21 protein-coding genes are annotated in these 20548 nt (G+C 63.3%); 11 read left to right on the top strand and 10 right to left on the bottom strand.

The window, feature by feature from the left end:
- Window positions 1-20: 20 nt before the first annotated feature.
- Both ASG84_RS25895 and ASG84_RS25890 read right to left on the bottom strand, forming a co-directional pair.
- Window positions 21-1649 carry an MFS transporter gene (locus ASG84_RS25895; protein WP_057479943.1) on the bottom strand — a complete coding sequence of 543 codons (1629 nt, stop codon included), beginning with the start codon at window positions 1647-1649 and terminating at the stop codon, window positions 21-23.
- 93 nt (window positions 1650-1742) lie between these two features.
- Window positions 1743-2336, bottom strand: coding sequence for a TetR/AcrR family transcriptional regulator (locus ASG84_RS25890; protein ID WP_235581857.1), 594 nt, complete (start codon window positions 2334-2336; stop codon window positions 1743-1745).
- 111 nt (window positions 2337-2447) lie between these two features.
- Between ASG84_RS25890 and ASG84_RS25885 the strand changes: the two genes are divergently transcribed.
- The 5 genes from ASG84_RS25885 to ASG84_RS25865 all read left to right on the top strand — a co-directional run bounded on the left by ASG84_RS25885 (window position 2448) and on the right by ASG84_RS25865 (window position 7751).
- The gene (locus tag ASG84_RS25885) at window positions 2448-4136 is read left to right on the top strand and encodes a nitroreductase family deazaflavin-dependent oxidoreductase (protein ID WP_057479821.1); all 1689 of its coding nucleotides are present in this window, start codon (window positions 2448-2450) and stop codon (window positions 4134-4136) included.
- Window positions 4137-4177: 41 nt separating this feature from the next.
- Window positions 4178-5131: an ABC transporter substrate-binding protein gene (locus tag ASG84_RS25880; RefSeq protein ID WP_057479820.1), complete on the top strand. Its 954-nt coding sequence runs from the start codon at window positions 4178-4180 to the stop codon at window positions 5129-5131.
- A gap of 93 nt (window positions 5132-5224) precedes the next feature.
- A complete protein-coding gene (locus ASG84_RS25875) occupies window positions 5225-6196 on the top strand; it encodes an alpha/beta hydrolase (protein WP_057479819.1) in 972 nt (323 codons plus the stop codon).
- 9 nt (window positions 6197-6205) lie between these two features.
- A complete protein-coding gene (locus ASG84_RS25870; protein WP_235581856.1) occupies window positions 6206-7246 on the top strand; it encodes a helix-turn-helix domain-containing protein in 1041 nt (346 codons plus the stop codon).
- 16 nt (window positions 7247-7262) lie between these two features.
- On the top strand, window positions 7263-7751 hold the full coding sequence (locus ASG84_RS25865) for an SRPBCC domain-containing protein (RefSeq protein ID WP_057479818.1): 489 nt from the start codon (window positions 7263-7265) through the stop codon (window positions 7749-7751).
- 1 nt (window position 7752) lies between these two features.
- Here ASG84_RS25865 and ASG84_RS25860 read toward each other — a convergent pair whose 3' ends face one another.
- Entirely contained in the window at window positions 7753-8034 is a 282-nt protein-coding gene (locus tag ASG84_RS25860; protein WP_057479817.1) for a DUF7218 family protein, read from the bottom strand.
- A 120-nt stretch (window positions 8035-8154) separates the two neighbouring features.
- On the opposite strand from ASG84_RS25860, the gene ASG84_RS25855 reads away from it, so the two are divergent.
- On the top strand, window positions 8155-9273 hold the full coding sequence (locus ASG84_RS25855; protein ID WP_057479816.1) for a hypothetical protein: 1119 nt from the start codon (window positions 8155-8157) through the stop codon (window positions 9271-9273).
- A 59-nt stretch (window positions 9274-9332) separates the two neighbouring features.
- Window positions 9333-10040 carry an enoyl-CoA hydratase/isomerase family protein gene (locus ASG84_RS25850; RefSeq protein ID WP_057479815.1) on the top strand — a complete coding sequence of 236 codons (708 nt, stop codon included), beginning with the start codon at window positions 9333-9335 and terminating at the stop codon, window positions 10038-10040.
- 8 nt (window positions 10041-10048) lie between these two features.
- Here the strand turns inward: ASG84_RS25850 and ASG84_RS25845 are convergent, their stop codons facing one another.
- The 4 genes from ASG84_RS25845 to ASG84_RS25835 form a co-directional block, all read right to left on the bottom strand.
- Window positions 10049-11077, bottom strand: a complete 1029-nt coding sequence (locus tag ASG84_RS25845) for an LLM class flavin-dependent oxidoreductase (RefSeq protein ID WP_057479814.1) — start codon at window positions 11075-11077, stop codon at window positions 10049-10051.
- An 84-nt stretch (window positions 11078-11161) separates the two neighbouring features.
- The gene (locus ASG84_RS27710; protein ID WP_156399720.1) at window positions 11162-11332 is read right to left on the bottom strand and encodes a hypothetical protein; all 171 of its coding nucleotides are present in this window, start codon (window positions 11330-11332) and stop codon (window positions 11162-11164) included.
- 391 nt (window positions 11333-11723) lie between these two features.
- Entirely contained in the window at window positions 11724-12905 is a 1182-nt protein-coding gene (locus tag ASG84_RS25840; protein ID WP_162248375.1) for an alpha/beta fold hydrolase, read from the bottom strand.
- Window positions 12906-12986: 81 nt separating this feature from the next.
- A complete protein-coding gene (locus ASG84_RS25835) occupies window positions 12987-13319 on the bottom strand; it encodes a putative quinol monooxygenase (RefSeq protein ID WP_200936713.1) in 333 nt (110 codons plus the stop codon).
- A gap of 288 nt (window positions 13320-13607) precedes the next feature.
- Between ASG84_RS25835 and ASG84_RS25830 the strand changes: the two genes are divergently transcribed.
- The 4 genes from ASG84_RS25830 (at window position 13608) to ASG84_RS25815 (ending at window position 18434) form a co-directional block, all read left to right on the top strand.
- Window positions 13608-14648 carry an ABC transporter substrate-binding protein gene (locus ASG84_RS25830; RefSeq protein WP_057479941.1) on the top strand — a complete coding sequence of 347 codons (1041 nt, stop codon included), beginning with the start codon at window positions 13608-13610 and terminating at the stop codon, window positions 14646-14648.
- A gap of 140 nt (window positions 14649-14788) precedes the next feature.
- Window positions 14789-15949 carry an ABC transporter ATP-binding protein gene (locus ASG84_RS25825; protein ID WP_057479811.1) on the top strand — a complete coding sequence of 387 codons (1161 nt, stop codon included), beginning with the start codon at window positions 14789-14791 and terminating at the stop codon, window positions 15947-15949.
- The gene (locus ASG84_RS25820; RefSeq protein ID WP_082521235.1) at window positions 15949-17673 is read left to right on the top strand and encodes an ABC transporter permease; all 1725 of its coding nucleotides are present in this window, start codon (window positions 15949-15951) and stop codon (window positions 17671-17673) included. Before ASG84_RS25825 ends, ASG84_RS25820 begins: the two co-directional genes overlap by 1 nt.
- A complete protein-coding gene (locus ASG84_RS25815) occupies window positions 17670-18434 on the top strand; it encodes an SDR family NAD(P)-dependent oxidoreductase (protein ID WP_057479810.1) in 765 nt (254 codons plus the stop codon). Before ASG84_RS25820 ends, ASG84_RS25815 begins: the two co-directional genes overlap by 4 nt.
- Before the next feature lie 29 nt (window positions 18435-18463).
- On the opposite strand, the gene ASG84_RS25810 is transcribed toward ASG84_RS25815, so the two are convergent.
- From ASG84_RS25810 to ASG84_RS25800, 3 genes are all read right to left on the bottom strand, one after another.
- A complete protein-coding gene (locus ASG84_RS25810) occupies window positions 18464-19480 on the bottom strand; it encodes an MBL fold metallo-hydrolase (RefSeq protein WP_057479809.1) in 1017 nt (338 codons plus the stop codon).
- A complete protein-coding gene (locus tag ASG84_RS25805; RefSeq protein WP_057479808.1) occupies window positions 19477-19812 on the bottom strand; it encodes an EthD domain-containing protein in 336 nt (111 codons plus the stop codon). The genes ASG84_RS25810 and ASG84_RS25805 overlap by 4 nt, the downstream gene beginning before the upstream one ends.
- 83 nt (window positions 19813-19895) lie before the next feature.
- Window positions 19896-20519, bottom strand: coding sequence for a TetR/AcrR family transcriptional regulator (locus tag ASG84_RS25800; protein ID WP_057479807.1), 624 nt, complete (start codon window positions 20517-20519; stop codon window positions 19896-19898).
- Between the last annotated feature and the right edge of the window lie 29 nt (window positions 20520-20548).

Below are 20548 nucleotides of genomic sequence, written 5' to 3'. Positions count from 1 at the left end.
TCTCGAGCCTCCGGCACCCTCTATCCCGGCCGAGAAATCACGTCGGCGTCCTGGTTTTCACGCCAGGCCAGCAGCACACCGCCACCCTCGGGTCGCCGCCACGGCAGGAACAGCGCAACAGCGAGCGCGCAGGCCATGGCCGCCCCGACGGTGACGAACGACGCGAGTTGGAAGCCTTCCAATGAAGCCGCCTTCATTGCGTAGATCAGGTCGGCCTTCTGCGTCGCGAAGATCGGGTTGGTGGGCGCTTTCACGATCTCGATGACGCTGACAACCGTCTCGCGAGCGAATGCTTTTTGATAGGGCTCCATGATGGCGTCGGGAATCGCGTCGATTCTCGGCCCCACCTGAGTTGTGTAGATCGAAGCAACGATGGAGCCGAGCACGGCCACACCGAGCGTTCCGCCGACCTCTCGGGTGGTGTCGTTCACGGCCGATCCGGCACCGGCCTCGTCGAGCTTCACCGAGGACATGATCGATTCGGTGGCCGGCCCCTGCACGATCGCCAGACCGAGGCCCATCAGGATCATCGACACCACGACCGGTCCCAGGTAGGGCGTTTCGACCTTCACCTGACCGGCGATGAACATACCGACGCTCATCACCACCAAGCCGAAGACGATCACGGCCGTGGTTCCGATCCGCTGGGCGATCACCGTGGCCAAGGGCGCGCCGATCGCGATGGACACCGCGAAGGGCAGCGAGTGGATGCCGAACTGCAGCGGCGTCAGCTCCATCACACCTTGGAAATACTGGGTGATCATGAACAAAAAGCCGAACATACTGAAGTAGGCGACGGCAATTGCCAAGGCAGGCAATGAGAACCGCCTGTTCCGAAACAAACTCAGGTCGAGCACCGGCGATGGTGTCCGAAGCTCCCACCAGACGAACCCGGCAAGGGCGACCAGACCGGCGACATAGGCAACGACGCTCGTCGCAGACAACCAGCCGTTGTGCGGCGCTTCGATGATCGCCCACACCAACACCGTGATTCCGGCCAACGACAGCGCGATACCCAGCGGGTCGTACTTGCCGACATGCTCGGCTCTCGATTCCGGTACGCACCACACTGCAGCGATCAGAACCAGAAGCGCCACAGGCACATTGATCCAGAACACCGAATGCCACGAGAAGTGTTCGAGCAGAAAGCCGCCCGCCGTGGGGCCGATCGCGATCGCGAAACCCGCCATGGCGGTCCAGGCGGCGATAGCCAGAGCCCGCTCCTTGGCGTCGGTGAAGATATTGATGATCAGCGCGAGGGTTGCCGGAAACACAGCGGCCGCACACACTCCCATTGCGGCTCGGGCCACGACGACCTGCCCCAGATCGGCGGCAACAGCTCCGCCGATCGACATGATCGCGATCCCCGCCAGCCCGAGAATCATGACCTTCTTGCGGCCGTAGCGATCACCGAGGTGGCCGAACGCGAGCAGCAAACCCGCGAACGTCAACGTGTAGGCGTCGACCACCCACTGAAGTCCGCTCATATCGGCTCGTAGCTGCAGCCCCATGGAGGGCAGTGCAACGTTCACGACGGTGTTGTCCAGAACGACGAGCAACTCGGCGATACAGATGACGAGCAGCGCCAGGTATCGCCGACTCCGCGGCGGGACATCTGCCCGGTGGTGGGAAGTGGTAGGCAACGACATGAGAATCCCTTCGACTATGACGATCGGCATAGTTCTTGAAGGGAAAAGTAACTGCAACTGGACGTTATAGCAACAGTATTGGATGCGGCCGACTCACGGACGAGGATGGTTCGACGCGTCCAGTACGGCCTCGAGCAGGGCCAACAGCTCTTTTTCGGTACGATCCAAGGCGGTGGTGGATCGCTGCGCCTTGGCCAGGATCTGCGCGCCTTCGATAGCGGCGATGGCGAAAGTCGCCAGTGTGTAGGACCGCTCACGGACCAGACCGCGCTGCCACAGGGATGCCGCGATCACGTCCTCCCAGGACGAGAAAGACTCACCGGCCGCGGCCACCGCACCCGGCGCATGCAGCCCCTCGAGCGCAGCAGGTGCGACCGGGCACCCTGCAACAAAATCCGTTGCCAGCAGCTCGCTGCGGAATCCGTCGATAATGGCCCGGACCGTCGCCGACGGACCGGCCGATGCCAGGCCGGCCGAGATCATCGAGCTCATGACGGTGCCCGCAGTTCGCGTCGCCTCCTCCACCAGTTGAGTCTTCCCACCGGGAAAATGGTGATAGATCGAGCCACGCGGCGCTCCCGCGTGATCGATGACGTCCGCCAGCGAGGTGGCTTCCACCCCGCGCTGACGGAACAAATGCGCAGCGCTGCGCAACATGTCGGCTCGCGCACTACTTCGATCAGCCATCCGAACCCTTCCGGACCGTCATTGACGTAACACAGAGTTACATCTAGGGTCACTTAAACTATGCTAGGGAGCATAGACCGCAACGCTGTCCATCGGAATCGGAGCAACGCCATGTCCCCTGACACCGACGTTATCGACCTGAGCAGCCCTCTCACACTCGCCTGCGGGCAGATCCTGCCGAATCGCGTGATGAAGTCGGCTCTCAGCGAGGGATTGGCGACGTCCGAGCATGCACCCGACTCCCGCCTCGAGACGCTGTATCGCCAGTGGGGCGCGGGCGGCTACGGACTGGTGGTGACCGGCAATGTCATGGTCGACCGATCACATCTCGGAGAACCGGGCAACGTCGTCATCGAAGACGACCTCGATCGCGATGCACTGTCGCGGTGGGCAAAAGCGACGTCCGACGGCGGCGCACCCATGTGGATGCAGCTCAATCACCCAGGTCGACAGGCCAATCCGATCGTCACCCGCACCAAGCCCGTCGCACCGTCCGCTATTGCTCCTAACATCCCGGGTATCCCGACACCGCGGGCGTTGAACGAGACCGAGATCCGCAACATCATCGACCGATTCGCCACCGCAGCTGCCGTGGCCGAGTCGGCCGGCTTCGACGGCGTCCAGATACACGGCGCACACGGTTATCTGGTGTCTCAGTTCCTGTCGCCACTGTCCAATACCCGCGACGACGCCTGGGGCGGCAACCTCGACGGACGAATGCGATTCGTTCTCGAAGTGGTCCGTGCCATCAGAGCCACGGTGTCCCCCAGCTTCGCCGTAGGAATCAAACTGAATTCGGCAGACTTCCAGCGCGGCGGGTTCAGCGAAGAAGAATCGCGAATCACCGTGGAGCATCTGGTCCAGGAATCGATCGACCTGATCGAAATCAGCGGTGGCAGTTACGAATCACCCGCGATGATGGGCACCGCGAGCACTCGAGCGCGCGAAGCCTATTTCCTGGAATATGCGCGAACGGTGCGTGACGCCGCGGGAACGGTTCCCTTGGCCGTGACCGGAGGCTTCCGCACCCGTTCGGTGATGAACTCGGCGGTCCAGTCCGGAGCGTGCGACATGGTGGGTCTCGGCCGCCCTACGGCGCTGACGCCCGATGTCGCCGGTGCTCTGGTCGCCGGCACGTTGGATCGCGTGGAGTCACCGCGGGTAGCTCTACGCCTCCCATCGAAGGCGAACGCGTTCAAGCAGATCAACGGAGCTCTGGACCTGCAGTGGCACACCGACCAGCTCCAACTCATGGGCGCCGGCCGGCAACCGAATTCGAGCCGACCGGCATGGAGAACCGCAGCAACGATGGTGCAGCGCAACGGCTGGGACGCGTTTCGGAACCGTCGCAGCACCGGCAATGCCACCAGCAGTTCCACTACTGCGAAGTTTCGACGCGAACGCTTGATCGGCAAATACGTCGCGAATCCCATCGTGAACGGCTTGACATCCATCGGTGTGACCACCTCGCTGGTGACCGACATCGAGACCGTCGGCCGCAAGTCCGGGCTCGCCCGGCGCGTACCGGTGTCGGCGTCTTTCGACGACACCGGTGCGTGGTTGATCTCCCAACACGGAACCAGATCCGGCTGGGGAGCCAACATCACCGACGAGCCGAGGATCCGAATTCGCGTGGGCCGCCGATGGCGCACCGGCATAGCAACGTTCGTACCCGACGACGACGTGGCCCTACGTGCGCGATCTTTCTCGAACAACCGGGTACTCGGACGCGTCATCGGAGCAGGCTTCCGTGCGTTGCAGACCGATCCCATTTCGGTGCGAGTCGAGTACGACGTGTGACCAATTCTTCGCAAAGTACTTAGGTTTGGTTTACTTAAGTTGTGAAGACATTCCACCACTTGTCCGTTGTTCTCGGCACGGTCCTTGTTGCATCTCTGGTCGCGTCGTGCGGTGCAGGCACCGAGCCGGCGACAACAGACTCGGCAGCTCGTTCGGTCACCACGCAGTTCGGCACCGTCGACGTGCCGGAACGGATCGAGTCGGTGGTCGTGATCGACGGCCGACGCGACCTCGATATCGCCTTGGCCTTCGACCTGCCCATCGTCGGGATACCGGTGGAGACCGAGGCTCCGCCTGAAATTCCAGGTCCCCTGACCGAGCCCACCAGGATGCTTCTGGCAGACGGAGTGCCCGAGCTCTACCCGCGAAACACGGTCGACCTCGAAGCCGTCGCACGCGTCGAGCCAGATCTGATCATCGGCCGCGACGAAGTGGTCGAGGAGATCTACGACCAGTTGAGTGCGATCGCCCCGGTATTGCCGGTCGGCTCCACCGGCACCGGCGTCAGCTGGCAGCAGGACGTGACAACGATCGGCGAGGCGCTCGGCCTACAGGACGAAGCCCGAACGATCGTCGACGAATACGCCACTCGCGTAGACGAACTCACGACGCAGTACGCCGACGCGATCGCCGATACCGTCGTCCTGCCTGTCAGCACATCGGAGCAAGGCGGGATCTCGATAGGACGCGACCGGGTGACATCCATCGCGCTCGAGGATGTGGGAGCGCGTTTCGGCTCCGCTTGGTCCGCCGCCACCCCGGAGATCGAATACGGACCGGAGAACGTCACCGCCGCATCCGACGCCGTGGCGATGATCGCCGCAATCACGTCGGAGGAGGATCTGCAGGCGATGAACGCCAACCCACTCTGGACCGGATTGCCGGCTGTGCGTAGCGACCGCATCGTCAGGACCGACAAGTTCACCAACGACGGCGGTCCCCTCACCGCCATGTGGACCCTCGAGTTGATCGAGAAGCTTTACGACCCGAGTTGATCGTCGCTGGGTCCGACACCCGTCGGACGGGGTGGACTCGAATTCCTCCACGCGACAAGTGACACGGGCCACACCCGTGGTGATGATTGCTTCATGACCAACTTCCCCACTCTCGACCCCGAGTTCGCCGCAGCAGTGACGATGTTGCCGAACGTCGATTTCGGTGATCTCCCATCCACGCGATCGACGTACGAGGCACTCGTCGGGTCCGCGCTCGCAGATCTCTCGATGGACGGCGTCTCGTTGCGCGAGCTCGCGGTTCCCGGTTCCGACGGTGCCCCGGACGTCGGGGTACGGCTCTTCACGCCAGAGCACTCCGAAGTACCGTTGCCTGTGCTGATGTGGATCCACGGCGGCGGATTTGTCTGCGGGACGGCCGCTTCCAGTGATCCGTTCTGTGTGGACGTCGTTCGGGGCCTCGGAGTGGCAGTAGCGAGCGTCGAGTACCGGCTCGCCCCCGAGACCCCGTTTCCCGGGCCGGTCGACGACTGCTACGCGGCTCTCACGTACGTCCACTCGCACGCGGACGAATTGGGCGTGGACCCGACGCAAATTGCCGTGGGAGGACAGAGCGCAGGTGGAGGCCTGGCGGCAGGAACGGTTCTCCGCGCTCGCGACGAGGGCGTTGTTCCAGTCGCGTTCCAGCTACTCGACATTCCCGAACTCGACGACCGCCTCACCACCGTGTCGATGACCGAGTTCGTCGATACACCGATGTGGAACCGCCCCAACGCAATTCTGTCGTGGCAGCACTACCTGGGCGAGTCGTACAACGGACCGGACGACCCGAACGTCTCGATCTACGCCGCACCGGCTCGCGCCACCGATCTGACGGGCCTACCTCCGACGTACGTCTCGACGATGGAGCTCGATCCGCTCCGCGACGAGGGAATCGACTACGCGATGCGGTTGCTGCAAGCGGGTGTGAGCGTCGAATTGCATTCCTTTCCCGGCACATTTCACGGCTCATCGCTGATGACATCCGCAGAGGTCAGCAAGCGCGGGCATGCGGAGACGTTGGACGTCCTGCGCAGGGGCTTGCGCCTTCGTGTACCCGCCTCGTAGCGTCTGTTCATGCAAGGACTGATGTACCGGCTCGCGGAGCTCGACGCCGACTCCGCGGGTCTGGTGCGCGTGATCGACTATTTCGATGCCCTGATCAGACACGGCGCGGACACGTCGGCGATGCTGCGCGCCAGCGCTGCTCTGGCCGACTGTGTTGTCGGAATCGACGTCGTCGGCACATCCGGTGGACACAGACACTATGCGCGCTGCGACCCCAAGGGCCGCTGGCTCACTCGGGCTTCGGGTGAGCGGTCGGCCACCAAGGACGTCGTCGTCGACGACGTCGTCATGGGCTCGGTGTGGATCGAGCGCGCAGGTCCCGCGCTCGCACTGGATGAGATGCTCGTCGATAGGATGGCCCTGACCGCAGCAATCATTCTGGTACCCCGACACATTCCCTCCGCCGCCGAACACACCCGAGCAGTGCTGTTTCCGATGGACGACATCGCACTGCTCAGCTCGCTGACCGCGTTGCACATCGAGCCGACAGCACGTGTCCGAGTTGCCGTTGCTGCTGCCGACTCACCGCCGACAACCAACGTGCCGACGGCCGGACGATCGACGCCGATCACGGTCGAGGACCATGTGCTGTATCTCCTGCCAGGTGAGGCACCGGGTCCGTGGGTGAGTTCCCGCTGCGTGGGCGTCTCGCTGCCCATGCCTGCATCGAACATCCACCGACATCTCGGAAATGCTCGGTTCGCACTGGCGCAAGCGAGCGAGTGCGAGCCCGTGATGATTGCCGACCGATTCGGCGCACTGAATTTGCTGGAGACGGGAAATGCCCTGACAGCCAGCGACATACCCGACGTGGTACGCGTAGTCGAACTACGCGCGACCACTCACGGCATCGAGCTCATCAGTACCCTCCGCACCTATCTGGGGTCGGGCAGTCTGCGCGCAACAGCCGACCGGATGCACCTACACCACAGCAGCGTCGCGCATCGACTGGCCAAGATGTCGGAGGCCGTCGGCTATTCGGTCGATTCCATCGAGCACCGTGCCCGTGCAACGGCAATGATGATGGTGCTCGACGGCAGTGGTGCCTGAGTCGCATAATCACTCGATGGCACCGACACCTACGGGAACGTTGAGATCCACCGACTCCGGCTTCGCCCTCGAATTGAGCAGAACGATCGCTGCACCTCGCGAGGATGTGTGGGCACGGCTCACGGAATCGTCCCGCACTGCGCTGTGGTTCGGGCCCTGGGAACGGCTTTCGGACGACACCATCAGGGTCACCATGAGTTTCGAGGAAGGTGCGCCTGCATCGGACATGTCTGTCGAAGCGTGCGAACCGCCGCGCCGGCTGGCCGTACGGACGATCGGCGAGATGCAGTGGCCACTCGACGTCAGCCTCGAGGACAACGATGGTTCGACGGTCCTCGTTCTCGTACACAGCTGCGAAACCACGGACGGTGTGGGCGACATCGGGCCCGGCTGGGAGTACTACCTGGACATGTTCGTCGCGGCCGGACACGGCGACCCGCTGCCGACCTTCGACGACTACTACCCGTCACAACGGGAGTACTACTCGACGTTGCGCCCCCAGTGAGTCAGTGGTTGCGCAGGGCGTCGATAAGCTCCTGCTTCTTCAATTTCGAGTACCCCTCGACGCCCAATTCTCTGGCTCGGTCGGTCAATTCGTCCACGGTCCAATCCTCGTAGGAGCCGGACTTTCCACCTTTCGCGCCGACCTTGTCTCGGCCCTCCTTCGCAGCCGCGTTGGAGATACGAGCAGCCTTCTCTTTCGAGTTTCCTTCTTCGCGAAGCTTCTCGTACAGGCCCTGATCCTTCAGTTGCGGCTGGTCGTCGGTTTCGTTGTTCTTCGCCGGCACCGGACACTTCCTCTCGCTGGACTACATCCAAGGAGCGCTACCCGGTCTGCACGACGACAAACCTCGTTCCGACATACGCGGGGATGGTGTGCGTCGAGCGTCATCGGGTAAGCGATCGGGATGCATTTCGATCGATCGGCCCCAGCGGGCCCGGACACCACCGTCAACACACGCACCACCGACGCAGACGACGCTCCCCTCTCGGTCGGCGTGGTCAGTGATGACGGCTTCGCGTCGACCGTCGCGTCCGCCATTATCGAGAAGCTGCCCGATCACGCCATGATCGACGGGCACCGGCGGGAACTACGGGTGTCCGGAGCATCGGTTCCGCTCCCACCCACCGCGACCGGTGCCGCCCCACTCGGTCAGTGGCTTGCATCGGTGCAAGCCACCGACAACTACGACATCGTGTTGTGCGTGTCGGAGGTTCCTCGCCGTCTGGGGTCGCGCCCGGTGATCGCCGAGATTCGCGACGGTACGACAGGCGCGCTGTACGTGCCTTCTTTAGGGACACTGGCGGTCCGGTGCCGCGCCGTCTCGGCCGCACTGGCGGTGTTGCACGAGTTGATCGGGGCCGACGCACCCTCTCGGCAACCACGGAGGTACTCGCGGTCTCGCTGGGCTCCGAGTGATTCCGGAGAGGGTGCCGAAGTACTCCTGACGTCGAGCATGTTCGGCCGAATCAGGTTGGTATCGGGGATGATTCGGTGTAATCGTCCGTGGCGATTGGTTCCCACGTTGTCGAGCGCACTTGCAGCCGCGAGCGCAGCGTCCGCCTTCGGTGTGTTCTACGCGAGCATCTGGCAGATGGCAGCGTCGATGAGTCTCGGACGGCTGGCGATGATCGGGGTCACAGCGGTGATCGCCATGACGGTATGGGTCATCTTCCCCAACGGGTTGTGGGAGAAACGATCGTTCCGAAGCTCGACGATCGATCGCTGGATGTACAACGCAGCCACCCTGGGAACGGTTCTGACCGGTGCGCTCTGCATGTACGCGTTGCTGTTCGCAGTCGTACTGTTCTCGGCGGCAGTGGTCATCTCACCGGACTTCCTGACTGCGCAGATAGGTCGTGACGCAACCCTGGGCGACTACTTCTCCCTCGCATGGCTCGCCGCCTCGCTGGGCACGGTGGCAGGCGCAGTCGGCTCCTCCGTGGCAGATCGCGAAGATATTCTCGGTGCCACGTACGGTCACCGCGAACTGATTCGTCGAGAGTTGGCTACCGCGTCCTCGTAACGACCGTCGAACCTTTGGCGTTGTGAGTGAGAACAATGAAATGTGGGTAGGTTCGGGAAATGCCATACCTCGAACGCGTTGCCGATGTCTTCGTTCTCAACCTCGGACGTCGCGGCGTCGATGACACCGAGAACCGCATCAGTCCTGATTGGGTGGCCGAGATCAACACCCTGCTCGACGAGGTCCAGGCCAGTTCAGGTCCTGCTGCGCTCGTCACGACGGCGACGGGCAAGTACTTCTCCACCGGAGTAGACCTGTCGTGGGGTGCCGAGAACCTCGACCAGATCAACCGGTTCATCGGCACCGTGCAGGAGATGTTGGTGCGCTTCCTGACGCTTCCGATGCAGACGGTCGCGGCCATGCAGGGACACACATTCGGTGGTGCCGCGTTCTTCGTAATGGCACACGACTACCGGATCATGCGGTCGGATCGAGGCTTTCTCTGCTTCCCCGGTGTCAACATCGGCGCGACTTACAGTCCGGGGACCGTCGATATGGTGCGAGCGCGGCTTTCACCGCACAGCTTCCACGAGGCGCTCACCACCGGACGCCGCTACGGCGGAGGCGACGCGATGACGCTCGGACTGGTCGATGGCGTATCGGCCGCGGATTCGCTGATGGACGCCGCCGTCGCCCGCGCCGCCGAATTGGCCGGGACGCGAGGAGACGTGCTGGGCGAGATCAAGCGAACGATGTACGCCGGCGAGATTCGTTCACTGTTGACCCCGGTTGCCGGCGTCGACGAAATGGAATGGGCCTCGAACTGAGCTGAGACCTATTTTCCGGTCGCCAAAGGCGCAACCTCGGTACCGAGCAATTCGATGCCGCGAAGCAGATCGCTGTGCGCCAGACGTGGATTCGTCATCTGCAGCGACAGTCGATCCACACCGCCCAGTTGCTCACCCACTCGCAGAATCTTGTCCGCCACCGTCTGTGGATCGCCCATGAAGAACGCGCCGTTCGGGCCGGAAGTGGCGTCGAACTGCTGCCTGCTCGGGCGTGCGAATCCGCGCTCCCGGGAGATCTTGGTGAACATCTCGTTCCAGCCGGGGTAGATCGTGTCCGCTGCAGCCTGCGTGGTCTCGGCGACGAAGCCGAACACGTGCAGACCCACCTTCAACTTCTCCGGCGGGTGGCCTGCCTGGGCTCCGGCTCGCCGGTACAGGTCGACGAGCGGCGCGAATTGGCGCGGCTCTCCCCCGATGATGGCAATCATCAGCGGAAGCCCCAGAAGCCCTGCACGAGCGAAGGATTCGGGTGTTCCGCCCACACCCACCCAAATAGGCAACGGATCTTGCAGTGGACGCGGATAGATTCCCTGCCGGTCGAGCGCCGGACGGTGACGTCCGGACCACGTCACCTCCTCGTTGTCGCGGATCTGCAACAGAAGGTCCAATTTCTCGGCAAAAAGCGAGTCGTAATCGGCGAGATCGAGGCCGAACAGAGGGAACGACTCGGTGAAGGATCCGCGGCCCACCACCAGATCGATCCGGCCCTTCGAGATGAGGTCGAGGGTGGCGAACTCCTGGAACACCCGCACCGGATCGTCGGCACTGAGCACCTTGACCGCGCTACCGAGCCGAATGTTCTCGGTTCGAGCAGCCGCGGCCGCGAGGATGATCGACGGTGCCGAGTCGTAGTACTCACTGCGATGATGTTCGCCGATGCCGAAAGAGTAGAGACCGACTTGATCGGCGAGTGCGATTTCCTCGAGCAGATGGCTCATCCGCTCCTCTGGAGCGATCACCCGGCCGTCAGTCGGGTCGGTCACGGAAGAAACGAAACTGTCGACGCCCAGATGCACGATGGGACCTTTCGATCGGTGATGGACGTATTCGTCAGCGTAGGTGAAACTTCAATTATTCCGCGCGAGACGAGTAGTCCACGCCTACTCTCCCCAGCGTTTCAATTCTTCCCCCGCGAAGTACATCTGCTGACTTGCTCCGAAGCGCACCAGGAGCTGCTTCTTCTCCTCGTAGAACCAGACCACGGTTCCGTAGACACCAGTCATGGGTCCACTACGCGGCGTGACTCCGTCGCCGATCTCGAATCCGTCCATGCCTGCACCGTACCGATCGGGTGTCGAGGCATACGTTCGCGAGAATTGCGCTGTCGCACCGCAGCCCTCGCTCGTCGTCCGCGCCTATCGTCGTCCGCGCCTAGCGCCGTCCGCGTTTGCGTGCGCGCCGTTCGTCCAGCTTTCGCTTGCCGTAGCCCCAGGTGATGCGGCCCAGACCCTCGAAGAGTCGGCTGGAGAGACTCCTGCGGCCGCTCATACCGTGGCCTCGCGTGTGATGACAGTCATGTCGATTCGGTCCCTTTCTCGAAGCAGCCGGTGTTGTCGGTACGCCGTGTACCTGGGACTGCGCCGAATAAGTCGAATCGGAAACGAGTAAGCACACACCGATGACGAGTGATCTACGTCACGCACTTCGCGACGGAAGGCCGAGTTACGCCACCGCGACGCGTCGCTCGATCCACCCGATCACCTCGGGGTAAGCAACGGCGTTTGCCGCTGGATGGTCGAATTCCGGAACGAGCCGAGTTGCGAAGTCGAACTCCCGAACTGCGATATCCGTGAGACCAGCGGCGCGCCAGCGCTGCGCCAGGAGCCGGCTCTGCTCGATGTCGACGGAACGGTCGTTGATTCCCTGCACGATCATCACAGGCAAGTCGGGCGAGGTGAAACCGATGGTGTTCGCCGATGTCAGCGGCCCCAGCACTGGGCCCCTCATGAGTGAGCCCAGCGATGCGCCGTCGGCAGTCAAATCCTCGGACCGCAGTGATCCGTACGCGAGCGCATCGGTGTTGCAGAAATTCAGCGCCGCATCCAGAGCCGCCAGTCCGCGTTCGTTGAAGAGGGCACGTATTTCGCCGGCGCGGTCGGGGTGCGCTCCGATCAGACCGTCGATCGTGTACAGCATTGTTGCGGCCCACTCGGTTCCATCCTGGCCTTCGACGCGCAGCAAGGGATCGGTCGGTGCGGCACCGACGAAGGTACCCACCACTGACAGGTCGGGCGCGTACGTGGAGACGAGCTCAGCGGCGGCGGCCGACGCAACTCCCCCCGCCGAGTATCCGTAGAGCACGACGGGCGCGTCGGTCTCTCCTACAGCCGCCCGGGCCGAGTCCAACAGAGCACGGGCGGTGGCGACCCGACCCAGGAACTCGTACTCGCCGGGGGTTCCGAGCCCTTGGTAGTCCGTCGTGACCACCTGATAGCCCTGGGCCAGCAAAGGCAGCAATGCCGGAACCGTGGTGGTCAGTCCCAACTCGGACGAACCCGAGCATCGGTCGGCAATGCCGTAACTGCCCGGCCCATAAGCGATCACGGGCCGTGGCCCGGGCCCGGTCCACGCGCGGGCTGGCGTGATCAGAAGGCCCGACACCGCCACCGCACGATCACGGGGATCGGCCGAGCGATACAGGATGCGCTCGGTGTGCGAGCCCAGCACGTCGAGCTGTGGCACAGGTTGCCGTCGCAGGATGGACCCGGGCGTGAAGGCCTCGAGGTCGGCGACGGGAGCAGTGTAGAAATCTGCGCTGCCGGGCGCGGCCGAGGCCGGTGTGACCGACAGTGCGTAGGACGCGAGAAGAACGAACACGGCGAAGGCGACAGAGGGGAATCTCATCTCGCGAGCCAGTATGCGGCTCCGCGTGACGATTCGCATGCCGCCACGGCCGATACGGTAGCTGTTCGGCGAGGATCGCCCCTACGTCTCCTTTTTGATCCACGTCGGAACGAGTCTGCGTACCTCAGGTGCGGCAGCCAGTAGTGGAGCCACTTCGCGTTCGTAGGCCAGATAAGCGGGATGTCGGAGAAACTCGAGCGCGTCCTCGGCGCTTCGATAGTGCTGGAACGCGGTGATGCCATCGGGATCGTCGGAATCGAGGCCGTAGTAATAGGCGAGATGGCCGGGATTGTCGAGCACGGTCGGCGCCAGGCGCTTTTCCCACAGAGCTCGAACGGAGTCGCGTCGATTCGGCAGAGTCTTGTGGGCGACGACCACGGTAACGCCGGGTACTGCCCCCGATTCAGCTGGCACGACATTGTCCTTTCGACAGAAGCATCCGATGTCCGGCGATCATGCACCATGGTTCGGACATTCGACGGCAGCGCGAAGTACTCACGTCACCCCCGCCCCCACCTGGTGATTGACATCACACGCACCGACGGCTATCTTTCAAACTGACATCAGTTCAGTTTGATGGAACGTTGCAGCCACCTCGAGCACCTGGGTCGAGTCTGCGATCGGATGTCCAACGACTCCACGTCTCACGACGACTCGCCGAGTCCGCGGGAAGTTATCGACGTGCCCGAAAGGAACGCAGGCATGAACAAGTTCAGGACAACGATGGTGGCCATGGCGGCGACGGCTGCGCTCGTGGGCCTCACTGCATGCGGGGGATCGTCTTCCTCCGCATCCGCTCCGGTCGAAGGCGATTGGGACGCGGTGATCGCTGCCGCGAAGGAGGAGGGCAGCGTCATGCTCTACTCGAGCCAGAAGCCGGCCAACCTCGATGCGCTGACGGCGGCTTTCGAGGCAAAGTATCCGGAGATCTCGATGGAGTACGTGCGCGGCACCGACTCCGAAATCAACCCCAGGGTCGAGACCGAGAATCGGACGGGAACCGGTATCGCCGACGTGCACATGACGACCGACGCATCGTGGATTCAGAATGCCGCCGAATCCGGCAAGTTCTCGACCGAACTCGTCGGCCCCGATCTCGATGCGGCAGCGTTCGATCCGGCGACGAGCGTGATGAACGACCGATTCTTCTTGACCAGTGCTGCGGTATTCGGACTGGGCTGGAACACTGCGGCGGTCCCGGACGGGGTCAGCGCGCCCGAAGACCTGATCGACCCGAAGTTCCAGGGAAAGATCGGCATCGTCAACCCCACCGGATTCGCGTCGTACGTGGATCTGTACAAGTACTACGCCAAGAACTTCGGGGCGGACTACTGGAACCAGATCGCCGAACTCTCGCCTCGGGTGTACCCCAGTGCGCTCGCAGTGGCGCAAGCTCTCACGTCCGGTGAAGTAACGGTCAGTCCGATGGTGCAGCCCCTCGTCACCGAGGTTGCAGCAGGCGCGCCGGTCGACTGGGCTCTGCCCGACAGTCCGTGGGGAACACCCTGGTACTCAGAGGTTCTCAGTGCCTCGCAGCACCCCAATGCAGCACAGGTGCTCGCGAACTTCATGGTGACGACCGAGGGCCAGCAGGCATTGAACGGCGGATATGCAGCCGTTCTTCCCGATATCGAGGGTGCGGTCGCGCGAGCTCAGGACATCGCATCTCCTGATATCGACGAACTGACGCCGGAGAAGGTCGAGCAATACTCGCAGGAATGGCAGACCCTGTTCCAGGGCTGACTCTCCGCACATCGCACGAGAACGTAGACCGTCGCTACCGCGCGCGGAATACGAAATGACATGTGACAGAAACGAACACCGTGGTCGCCCCACTGCGGCCGCCGGTGCACGCACACCGATGCTCCGAAAGTGAGTATGCAATGACCTCTCGATTCGCGGTCTCCGGACTGACGAAGACCTACGGTGCCAACGTCGTCGTCGACAGTCTCGACCTCGAGATCGAGCAGGGCGAATTTCTGGTCCTGCTCGGGCCGAGCGGCTGCGGCAAGACCACGACCTTGCGATGCCTCGCCGGGCTGGAGACCCCGCAGGGTGGTTCGATCTCGTTCGCGGGTCGGACGGTGTTCGACGCGTCGTCCAAACTCCATGTCCCGGCACACAAGCGAAACATCGGCATGGTGTTCCAGTCGTATGCACTGTGGCCCCACATGACGGTCGCCGAGAACATCCGGTACCCGTTGACGGTGCGCAAACTGAAGAAGGCAATTGCGGACGGTGCGGTCGAGACGGCCGCGAACATGGTCGATTGCGGCGCTTTGCTCGACCGGTACCCATCGCAGCTCAGCGGCGGCCAGCAGCAACGCGTCGCGGTCGCACGCGGGCTGGTGGCCCAACCGGATCTCGTGTTGTTCGACGAGCCTTTGAGCAATCTCGATGCGCGGCTGCGAGATCAAGTTCGATCTCAGATTCACCAGCTGCACCAACAGCTCGGTTTCACCGCGGTGTTCGTCACTCACGACCAGTCCGAGGCGTTCGCTCTCGGTGACCGTCTCGCGATCATGAAAGCCGGAAAGATCGAGCAATACGACGAGCCCGAGCATGTCTTCGAGAATCCGGCATCGGAGTACGTCGCGGCCTTCATCGGGATGGGTAATCGACTCGAACTCCGGCGCAGCCACGACGGCTGGGTCACCAGCGGGTCGGACGTCATCGACCTACAGACGGCGACGGTCCGAGAGCGTGCCGACGAAGGAACCCGCGCTGTGGCGAGGTTCCGTCCCGACGATGTGCTCCTGCACGACACGGCAGACCAGGTGCCGCCCGGAAACATCGCGTTGCACGCAGAACTCGTGACGTACGAGTACGGCGGTCGGTACTTCGACGTGGCCGTCAAGACCGGCGACGAGCAGTTGACTCTGCGGGCCACGGCTGCCGAACACAGTGCGGCACTGAGGGGTAGTAGCCCCGGACAACCCGTCGTCGTCAGCTTCGCGCCGTCCTGTCTGCGGGTGTACGCGCTTGCCGACACGTCGTCGAACTCGGACTCCGAGCTCGTCGGTTCCGCTGGAAAGACCTCGTGATGGCAACCGCAGTGGACATCGAACGTCCCGGGGCCGTCGAGTCGCCGGAAAAGCGATCGCTGACGATCTCGCCGAACTGGCGGGCGCGGATCGGGTATGCCGCCGTCCTGGCAATCCTGGCCTATCTGGTCGTACTCCCGATGGTGCGACTGCAGATGCTCGCGTTCGAGGACGGTGCTGCCGGATATCGAAGTCAGTACGGCCGCTTCGACATCGGCGTCACCCTTCGAACCACGGTGGCGCTGGCGCTGGGCTCGTTGGTCATCGCGATGGTGCTGGGCACACTGCTCGCCTTTGCTGCCAGCAGGCTTCCCGCCAAGCTCGGTTGGCTTCGTGTCATTCCCATCCTGCCGATCGTGATGCCGGCGGTGGCGAGCGTGGTCGGGTGGGCATTCCTGCTCTCCCCCGGCCCCGGTTACCTCAATGTGCTGCTACGACTGTTGCCGTGGTGGAGCGGATCGGACAGTGGTCCGATCGATGTGTACACCGTGCCGTGGATCATCGTTCTCACCGGTTTCGGTCTGACGTCGTTCGTGTACCTTTTCGTCAGTTCCGGCATGCAGAACATCAGCTCCGAACACCTCGAAGCAGCTCAGGTCAGCGGATCGTCCACGGTGGGAATCTTTTTCAAGATCGTTCTCCCGTTGCTTCGACCGTCCCTCATCTACGGCGGCGGCATCGCTTTGCTCCTCGGGCTCGGCCAGTTCACCGGCCCCCTGCTGTTGGGTGCGAACACCGGCGTCAAGGTGCTGACCACCGAGATGTACCGCCGGGTGTCGGAGTCCCCGTCGGACTTCGCCGCGGCTGCGGCCGCCGGATCTCCGCTGGTGATCTTCGGACTGGTGCTGGTGCTGGCTCAGAAAGCACTGCTGGGCAACCAAACTCGCTTCGTCACGCACGGCGGTAAGGCATTCGCGCCCTCCACGGGTAAAGCCACGTGGGCCACGGTCACCATCGTCGTGTTCGCACTCTTCGCCTTGGTCATCCCACTGGTGGGTCTCATCATCGTCTCGTTGACGCCGTACTGGTCCGGATCGTTGTCGCTGAGTCTGTTGACGTTGGACAACTTCCGAGCGCTGATGGATACGACAGCGGTGGTCGAATCCGTTCTGACCAGTGTGCTGACCTCACTGGGAGCGGTCGTGATCTGCATTCCGCTCGGGTACCTGATGGCAAACCTTCTCGTCCGCGGTCGTCGGTTCAGAATTCTCGCGCTGATCGCAGACCTCATGACCGCGCTGCCACTGGGCATACCGGCCGTGATCTTCGGCGTCGGATTCCTGCTCACGTACACCGAGCCGCCCCTGATCCTGTACGGAACCAGAACGGTGATCATCCTCGTGTACATCGTGCTGATGCTGCCGTTCTCGACGAGAATGCAGATGACGGCCATGCTCTCGCTCGGCAACACCTACACCGAGGCGTCGGCCACCAGTGGTGCGTCGCCGTTCGTGACGAATCTCCGAATCATGTTGCCGCTGATGCGTCCGACCATCCTCAGTGCCGTCGCGCTCATGTTCATTCTGCTGACGCATGAATTCGCCGCGTCACTTCTGGTGCGAGCATCCACCACCCAGGTGATGGGCACGTTGCTGTTCGACATGTGGCAGAACGGCTCCTACCCACTCGTCGCCGCGATGGCCTTGCTCATGACTGCCGTCACCACGATCGGTGTCGCCGCGGCGATGCTCGTCGGCGGACGCAACGTACTGAGCAAGCTGTGACGGGCGCGCAGTCTCGGCTCCAGGACAAGGTCGTTCTGGTCACCGGGGCAACCGGAGGGATCGGTACAGCGATCGTCGAGCGGCTGGCCTCGGAAGGCGCTGTGCTCGTGGTGACCGATGTCGACGGCGACGAGTGTGCAGCACTCGTGGCCCAACAGACCGACAGTGAACGCCATCTGCCGATCGGTTTGAACATCACCCGAGAGGACCAGTGGCGCAGCGCCGTCGAGGCCGTGGCCACGCAGTACGGCCGGTTGGACGCGGTGGTGAACAACGGTGCCATCGGTAGCCTCGGAACCGTGGTCGACGAGGATCTCGACCGGTACAACCGAGTCGTCGAAGTCAGTCAGACGGGGACGTGGCTCGGAATGAAGCATGCGGGCGCGTACGTCGAGCAATCGGGTGGAGGCTCCGTCGTCAACATCTGCTCCATCCTCGGCAGCGTCGGCGGCCTCGGCAACAGCTTCGCCTACGCTGCCGCCAAGGGAGCAGTGCGCACGATGACCAAGAACGCCGCACTGTACTGGGCCACCAAGGGCGTCCGCGTCAATTCCATTCACCCCGGCTTCATCGGTACCACCCAACTGCTCGAACGCTACGAGGGATCCGAACGGCACGGCGCCATGATCGCGCACACCCCGATGGGTCGACTGGGAACCGGTGCGGAAGTGGCTGCTGCAGTTGCCTTTCTGGCCGGCGACGACTCCACGTTCGTCACCGGTACCGAGCTCTACGTCGATGGCGGCTGGACCTGCGACTGACCGCTCCGGGAGGCTGTCGGCCAAGCGCTTCAGCAGGTGGTGAAGAAGTTCACCCCGCTGGACGTCTGCGCCGACAGCCTGCCGCGCTGGACCAGGACATCGAGATGGGCGAGCGTCTCGCAGGTCGCCACCATCTGGTTGAAGCTGTCCAGAGTTGCGAAGGATCGATCGTGTCGGGTCCAGGTGAGGGCGGACGCTACGTCCAACCCCGTTGCGCGACCAGCGGACTCGACAGCGTGCTCGGTAGCCGCCAGGCGGCGGTCGTGGTGCTCGAGCAGCTGCCGGCAGCGCTCGTGCACGCCCGCACCCGGATGTCCGTGCGACGGCAACATCGTCCGGTCCGGTTCGTCGAGCATCACGGTCAGCGACGCCAAGTACTTGGCCAGTGGCAGATCCCACTCGCCGAGCTCGAACCCGATCGACGGCGTGATCGTGGGCAGAACGTGGTCGCCGGTGTAGGACAGATTCCGTTCCGCATCCTGAAACACCATGTGGCCCTTGGTATGACCGGGGGTATGTACGGCGTCCACCGCATGGCCGGGAATGTCCAGGGGGCCGGCCTGCAACCAGGTGTCCGGTGGCTCCCAGTCCGAAGCATCGAAGGGTTCGGCTGCCCCGCTCTCCGCCGCGATACGGGCGATGTCGGGCGCGCCTGCGCGTTCGAGCTCGCGGATCGAGCTGACCGGAACGTTGCTACGTAATCGACCTATTGCCTCGATGCCCGGTGCCTCTGCGGCACCGAGATGCACCCGAGTCCCGTACAAACGCCGCAACTCGACAGCGAACGTGTAGTGATCACGATGTACGTGGGTGACGTACACGTCGTGGATCTCCGAGGGCCGACGTCCGATGCGGCGCAGCGCGTCGACGAGCTCGTCGTGGGTGGATGTCCGGTGCCAACCACCGTCGATCAGCACCAGACCCGTATCGGTCTCCAGCACATAGACATTGATGGCACGCAGGCCGTCCTGTGGCATCTGTAGTGGAACGCGATGAACGCCGTCTGCCACCCCAAAACAGCCCGGGTCGGCCCAGGACGACGTCATCCCGCGTCGCTCGCGAGGGGCACCATCGTCTTCTCGTCGCCGTACCACATCATTCGTCGGCCACCCATGGTCCCGACATGCGCGACGGCGGCTTTCCACTCGTCACTGGCCAGGGCGGCCTCGAGTGCGTCGCGCGATTCGAAGCTGAGCACCGACAATCCGTCCCACCCTTGCGATTTGCTCCCGAATGCGTCGAGCAGTTCGGTGTGCTGCCACCGGAGCAAGCCCGGCAAGGGGTATGTGACGTCGGCGTGCTCGCCGCGCCACCACGTGATGAACTGCTCGTGAGTCCACTCTTCCGGGCGCGCTGCGACAAGAACCAGGTTGTACATTTTTCTCCTAAGTGAATTCTGTTCAGTTTGGTCGGCCACCAAACGTCGGCTGGGTCGGCCGTCGTCCCGCTACGTGCGGACGACTACTTACGTACGACGCGAATGGCCGCGTCCGTGACCAGCGCAGTGATCTCGTCGATGCTCAGTCGACCGTCGGGCCGATACCACCGCCACACGCTGACCACCAGAGCGAGTACCAGTCGCGCGGACATGGTCGGATTCGACTCCGCGAACTGGCCCGCCTCGATCCCCCGCCCGACCAGTCCGGTCCAGTCCTGCTCGATTCGCTGCACGAGTGCACGGCACTCGACTCGCTCGGCCTCCTCCTTGGCCGACTGCCGTTCGGTCGCCAGGAGGTCCATGTGATTGTGCAGAATACGACGGGCCAAGGCATCCTGCGGTGATGCCGCCAAGGACGCGGCAATCGCGGCGCGAAGTGCATCCTCGGCGTGCGTCACGCCGTCGGTGGCCGCCACGAAGCGGGCGGCGGAGTCCGCGAGTTCGACGCGCATGATGGTCAACAAGCAGTGCGCTTTGGACTCGAAGTAGTGGTAGAGCGCGGTCTGACCGATACCGACCTCGTCGGCGATCGACGCCCACTTGGTGTGCTCGTATCCCACCTTGCCGAAGTGGTCGATGGCCGCCGACAGGATCCGCGTCCTCTTGGACCGCGGGCTCTCGCGCCGAACGTCGGTTCCTACGGTCATGATTGCCCCTACTGATAGAACGTATTCAG

This window comes from Rhodococcus sp. Leaf278, assembly GCF_001426085.1.
GTDB lineage: Bacteria > Actinomycetota > Actinomycetes > Mycobacteriales > Mycobacteriaceae > Rhodococcoides.
This window is presented reverse-complemented; position numbering and strand designations above follow the sequence as displayed.

Excerpts from the sequence above, each read along its gene's own strand:
- ASG84_RS25895 (WP_057479943.1), bottom strand. The coding sequence starts at position 1,649 with ATGTCGTTGCCTACCACTTCCCACCACCGGGCAGATGTCCCGCCGCGG.
- ASG84_RS25890 (WP_235581857.1), bottom strand. The coding sequence starts at position 2,336 with ATGGCTGATCGAAGTAGTGCGCGAGCCGACATGTTGCGCAGCGCTGCG.
- ASG84_RS25885 (WP_057479821.1), top strand. The coding sequence starts at position 2,448 with ATGTCCCCTGACACCGACGTTATCGACCTGAGCAGCCCTCTCACACTC.
- ASG84_RS25875 (WP_057479819.1), top strand. The coding sequence starts at position 5,225 with ATGACCAACTTCCCCACTCTCGACCCCGAGTTCGCCGCAGCAGTGACG.
- ASG84_RS25870 (WP_235581856.1), top strand. The coding sequence starts at position 6,206 with ATGCAAGGACTGATGTACCGGCTCGCGGAGCTCGACGCCGACTCCGCG.
- ASG84_RS25865 (WP_057479818.1), top strand. The coding sequence starts at position 7,263 with ATGGCACCGACACCTACGGGAACGTTGAGATCCACCGACTCCGGCTTC.
- ASG84_RS25855 (WP_057479816.1), top strand. The coding sequence starts at position 8,155 with ATGCATTTCGATCGATCGGCCCCAGCGGGCCCGGACACCACCGTCAAC.
- ASG84_RS25850 (WP_057479815.1), top strand. The coding sequence starts at position 9,333 with ATGCCATACCTCGAACGCGTTGCCGATGTCTTCGTTCTCAACCTCGGA.
- ASG84_RS27710 (WP_156399720.1), bottom strand. The coding sequence starts at position 11,332 with ATGGACGGATTCGAGATCGGCGACGGAGTCACGCCGCGTAGTGGACCC.
- ASG84_RS25840 (WP_162248375.1), bottom strand. The coding sequence starts at position 12,905 with ATGAGATTCCCCTCTGTCGCCTTCGCCGTGTTCGTTCTTCTCGCGTCC.
- ASG84_RS25830 (WP_057479941.1), top strand. The coding sequence starts at position 13,608 with ATGAACAAGTTCAGGACAACGATGGTGGCCATGGCGGCGACGGCTGCG.
- ASG84_RS25825 (WP_057479811.1), top strand. The coding sequence starts at position 14,789 with ATGACCTCTCGATTCGCGGTCTCCGGACTGACGAAGACCTACGGTGCC.
- ASG84_RS25820 (WP_082521235.1), top strand. The coding sequence starts at position 15,949 with ATGGCAACCGCAGTGGACATCGAACGTCCCGGGGCCGTCGAGTCGCCG.
- ASG84_RS25810 (WP_057479809.1), bottom strand. The coding sequence starts at position 19,480 with ATGACGTCGTCCTGGGCCGACCCGGGCTGTTTTGGGGTGGCAGACGGC.
- ASG84_RS25805 (WP_057479808.1), bottom strand. The coding sequence starts at position 19,812 with ATGTACAACCTGGTTCTTGTCGCAGCGCGCCCGGAAGAGTGGACTCAC.
- ASG84_RS25800 (WP_057479807.1), bottom strand. The coding sequence starts at position 20,519 with ATGACCGTAGGAACCGACGTTCGGCGCGAGAGCCCGCGGTCCAAGAGG.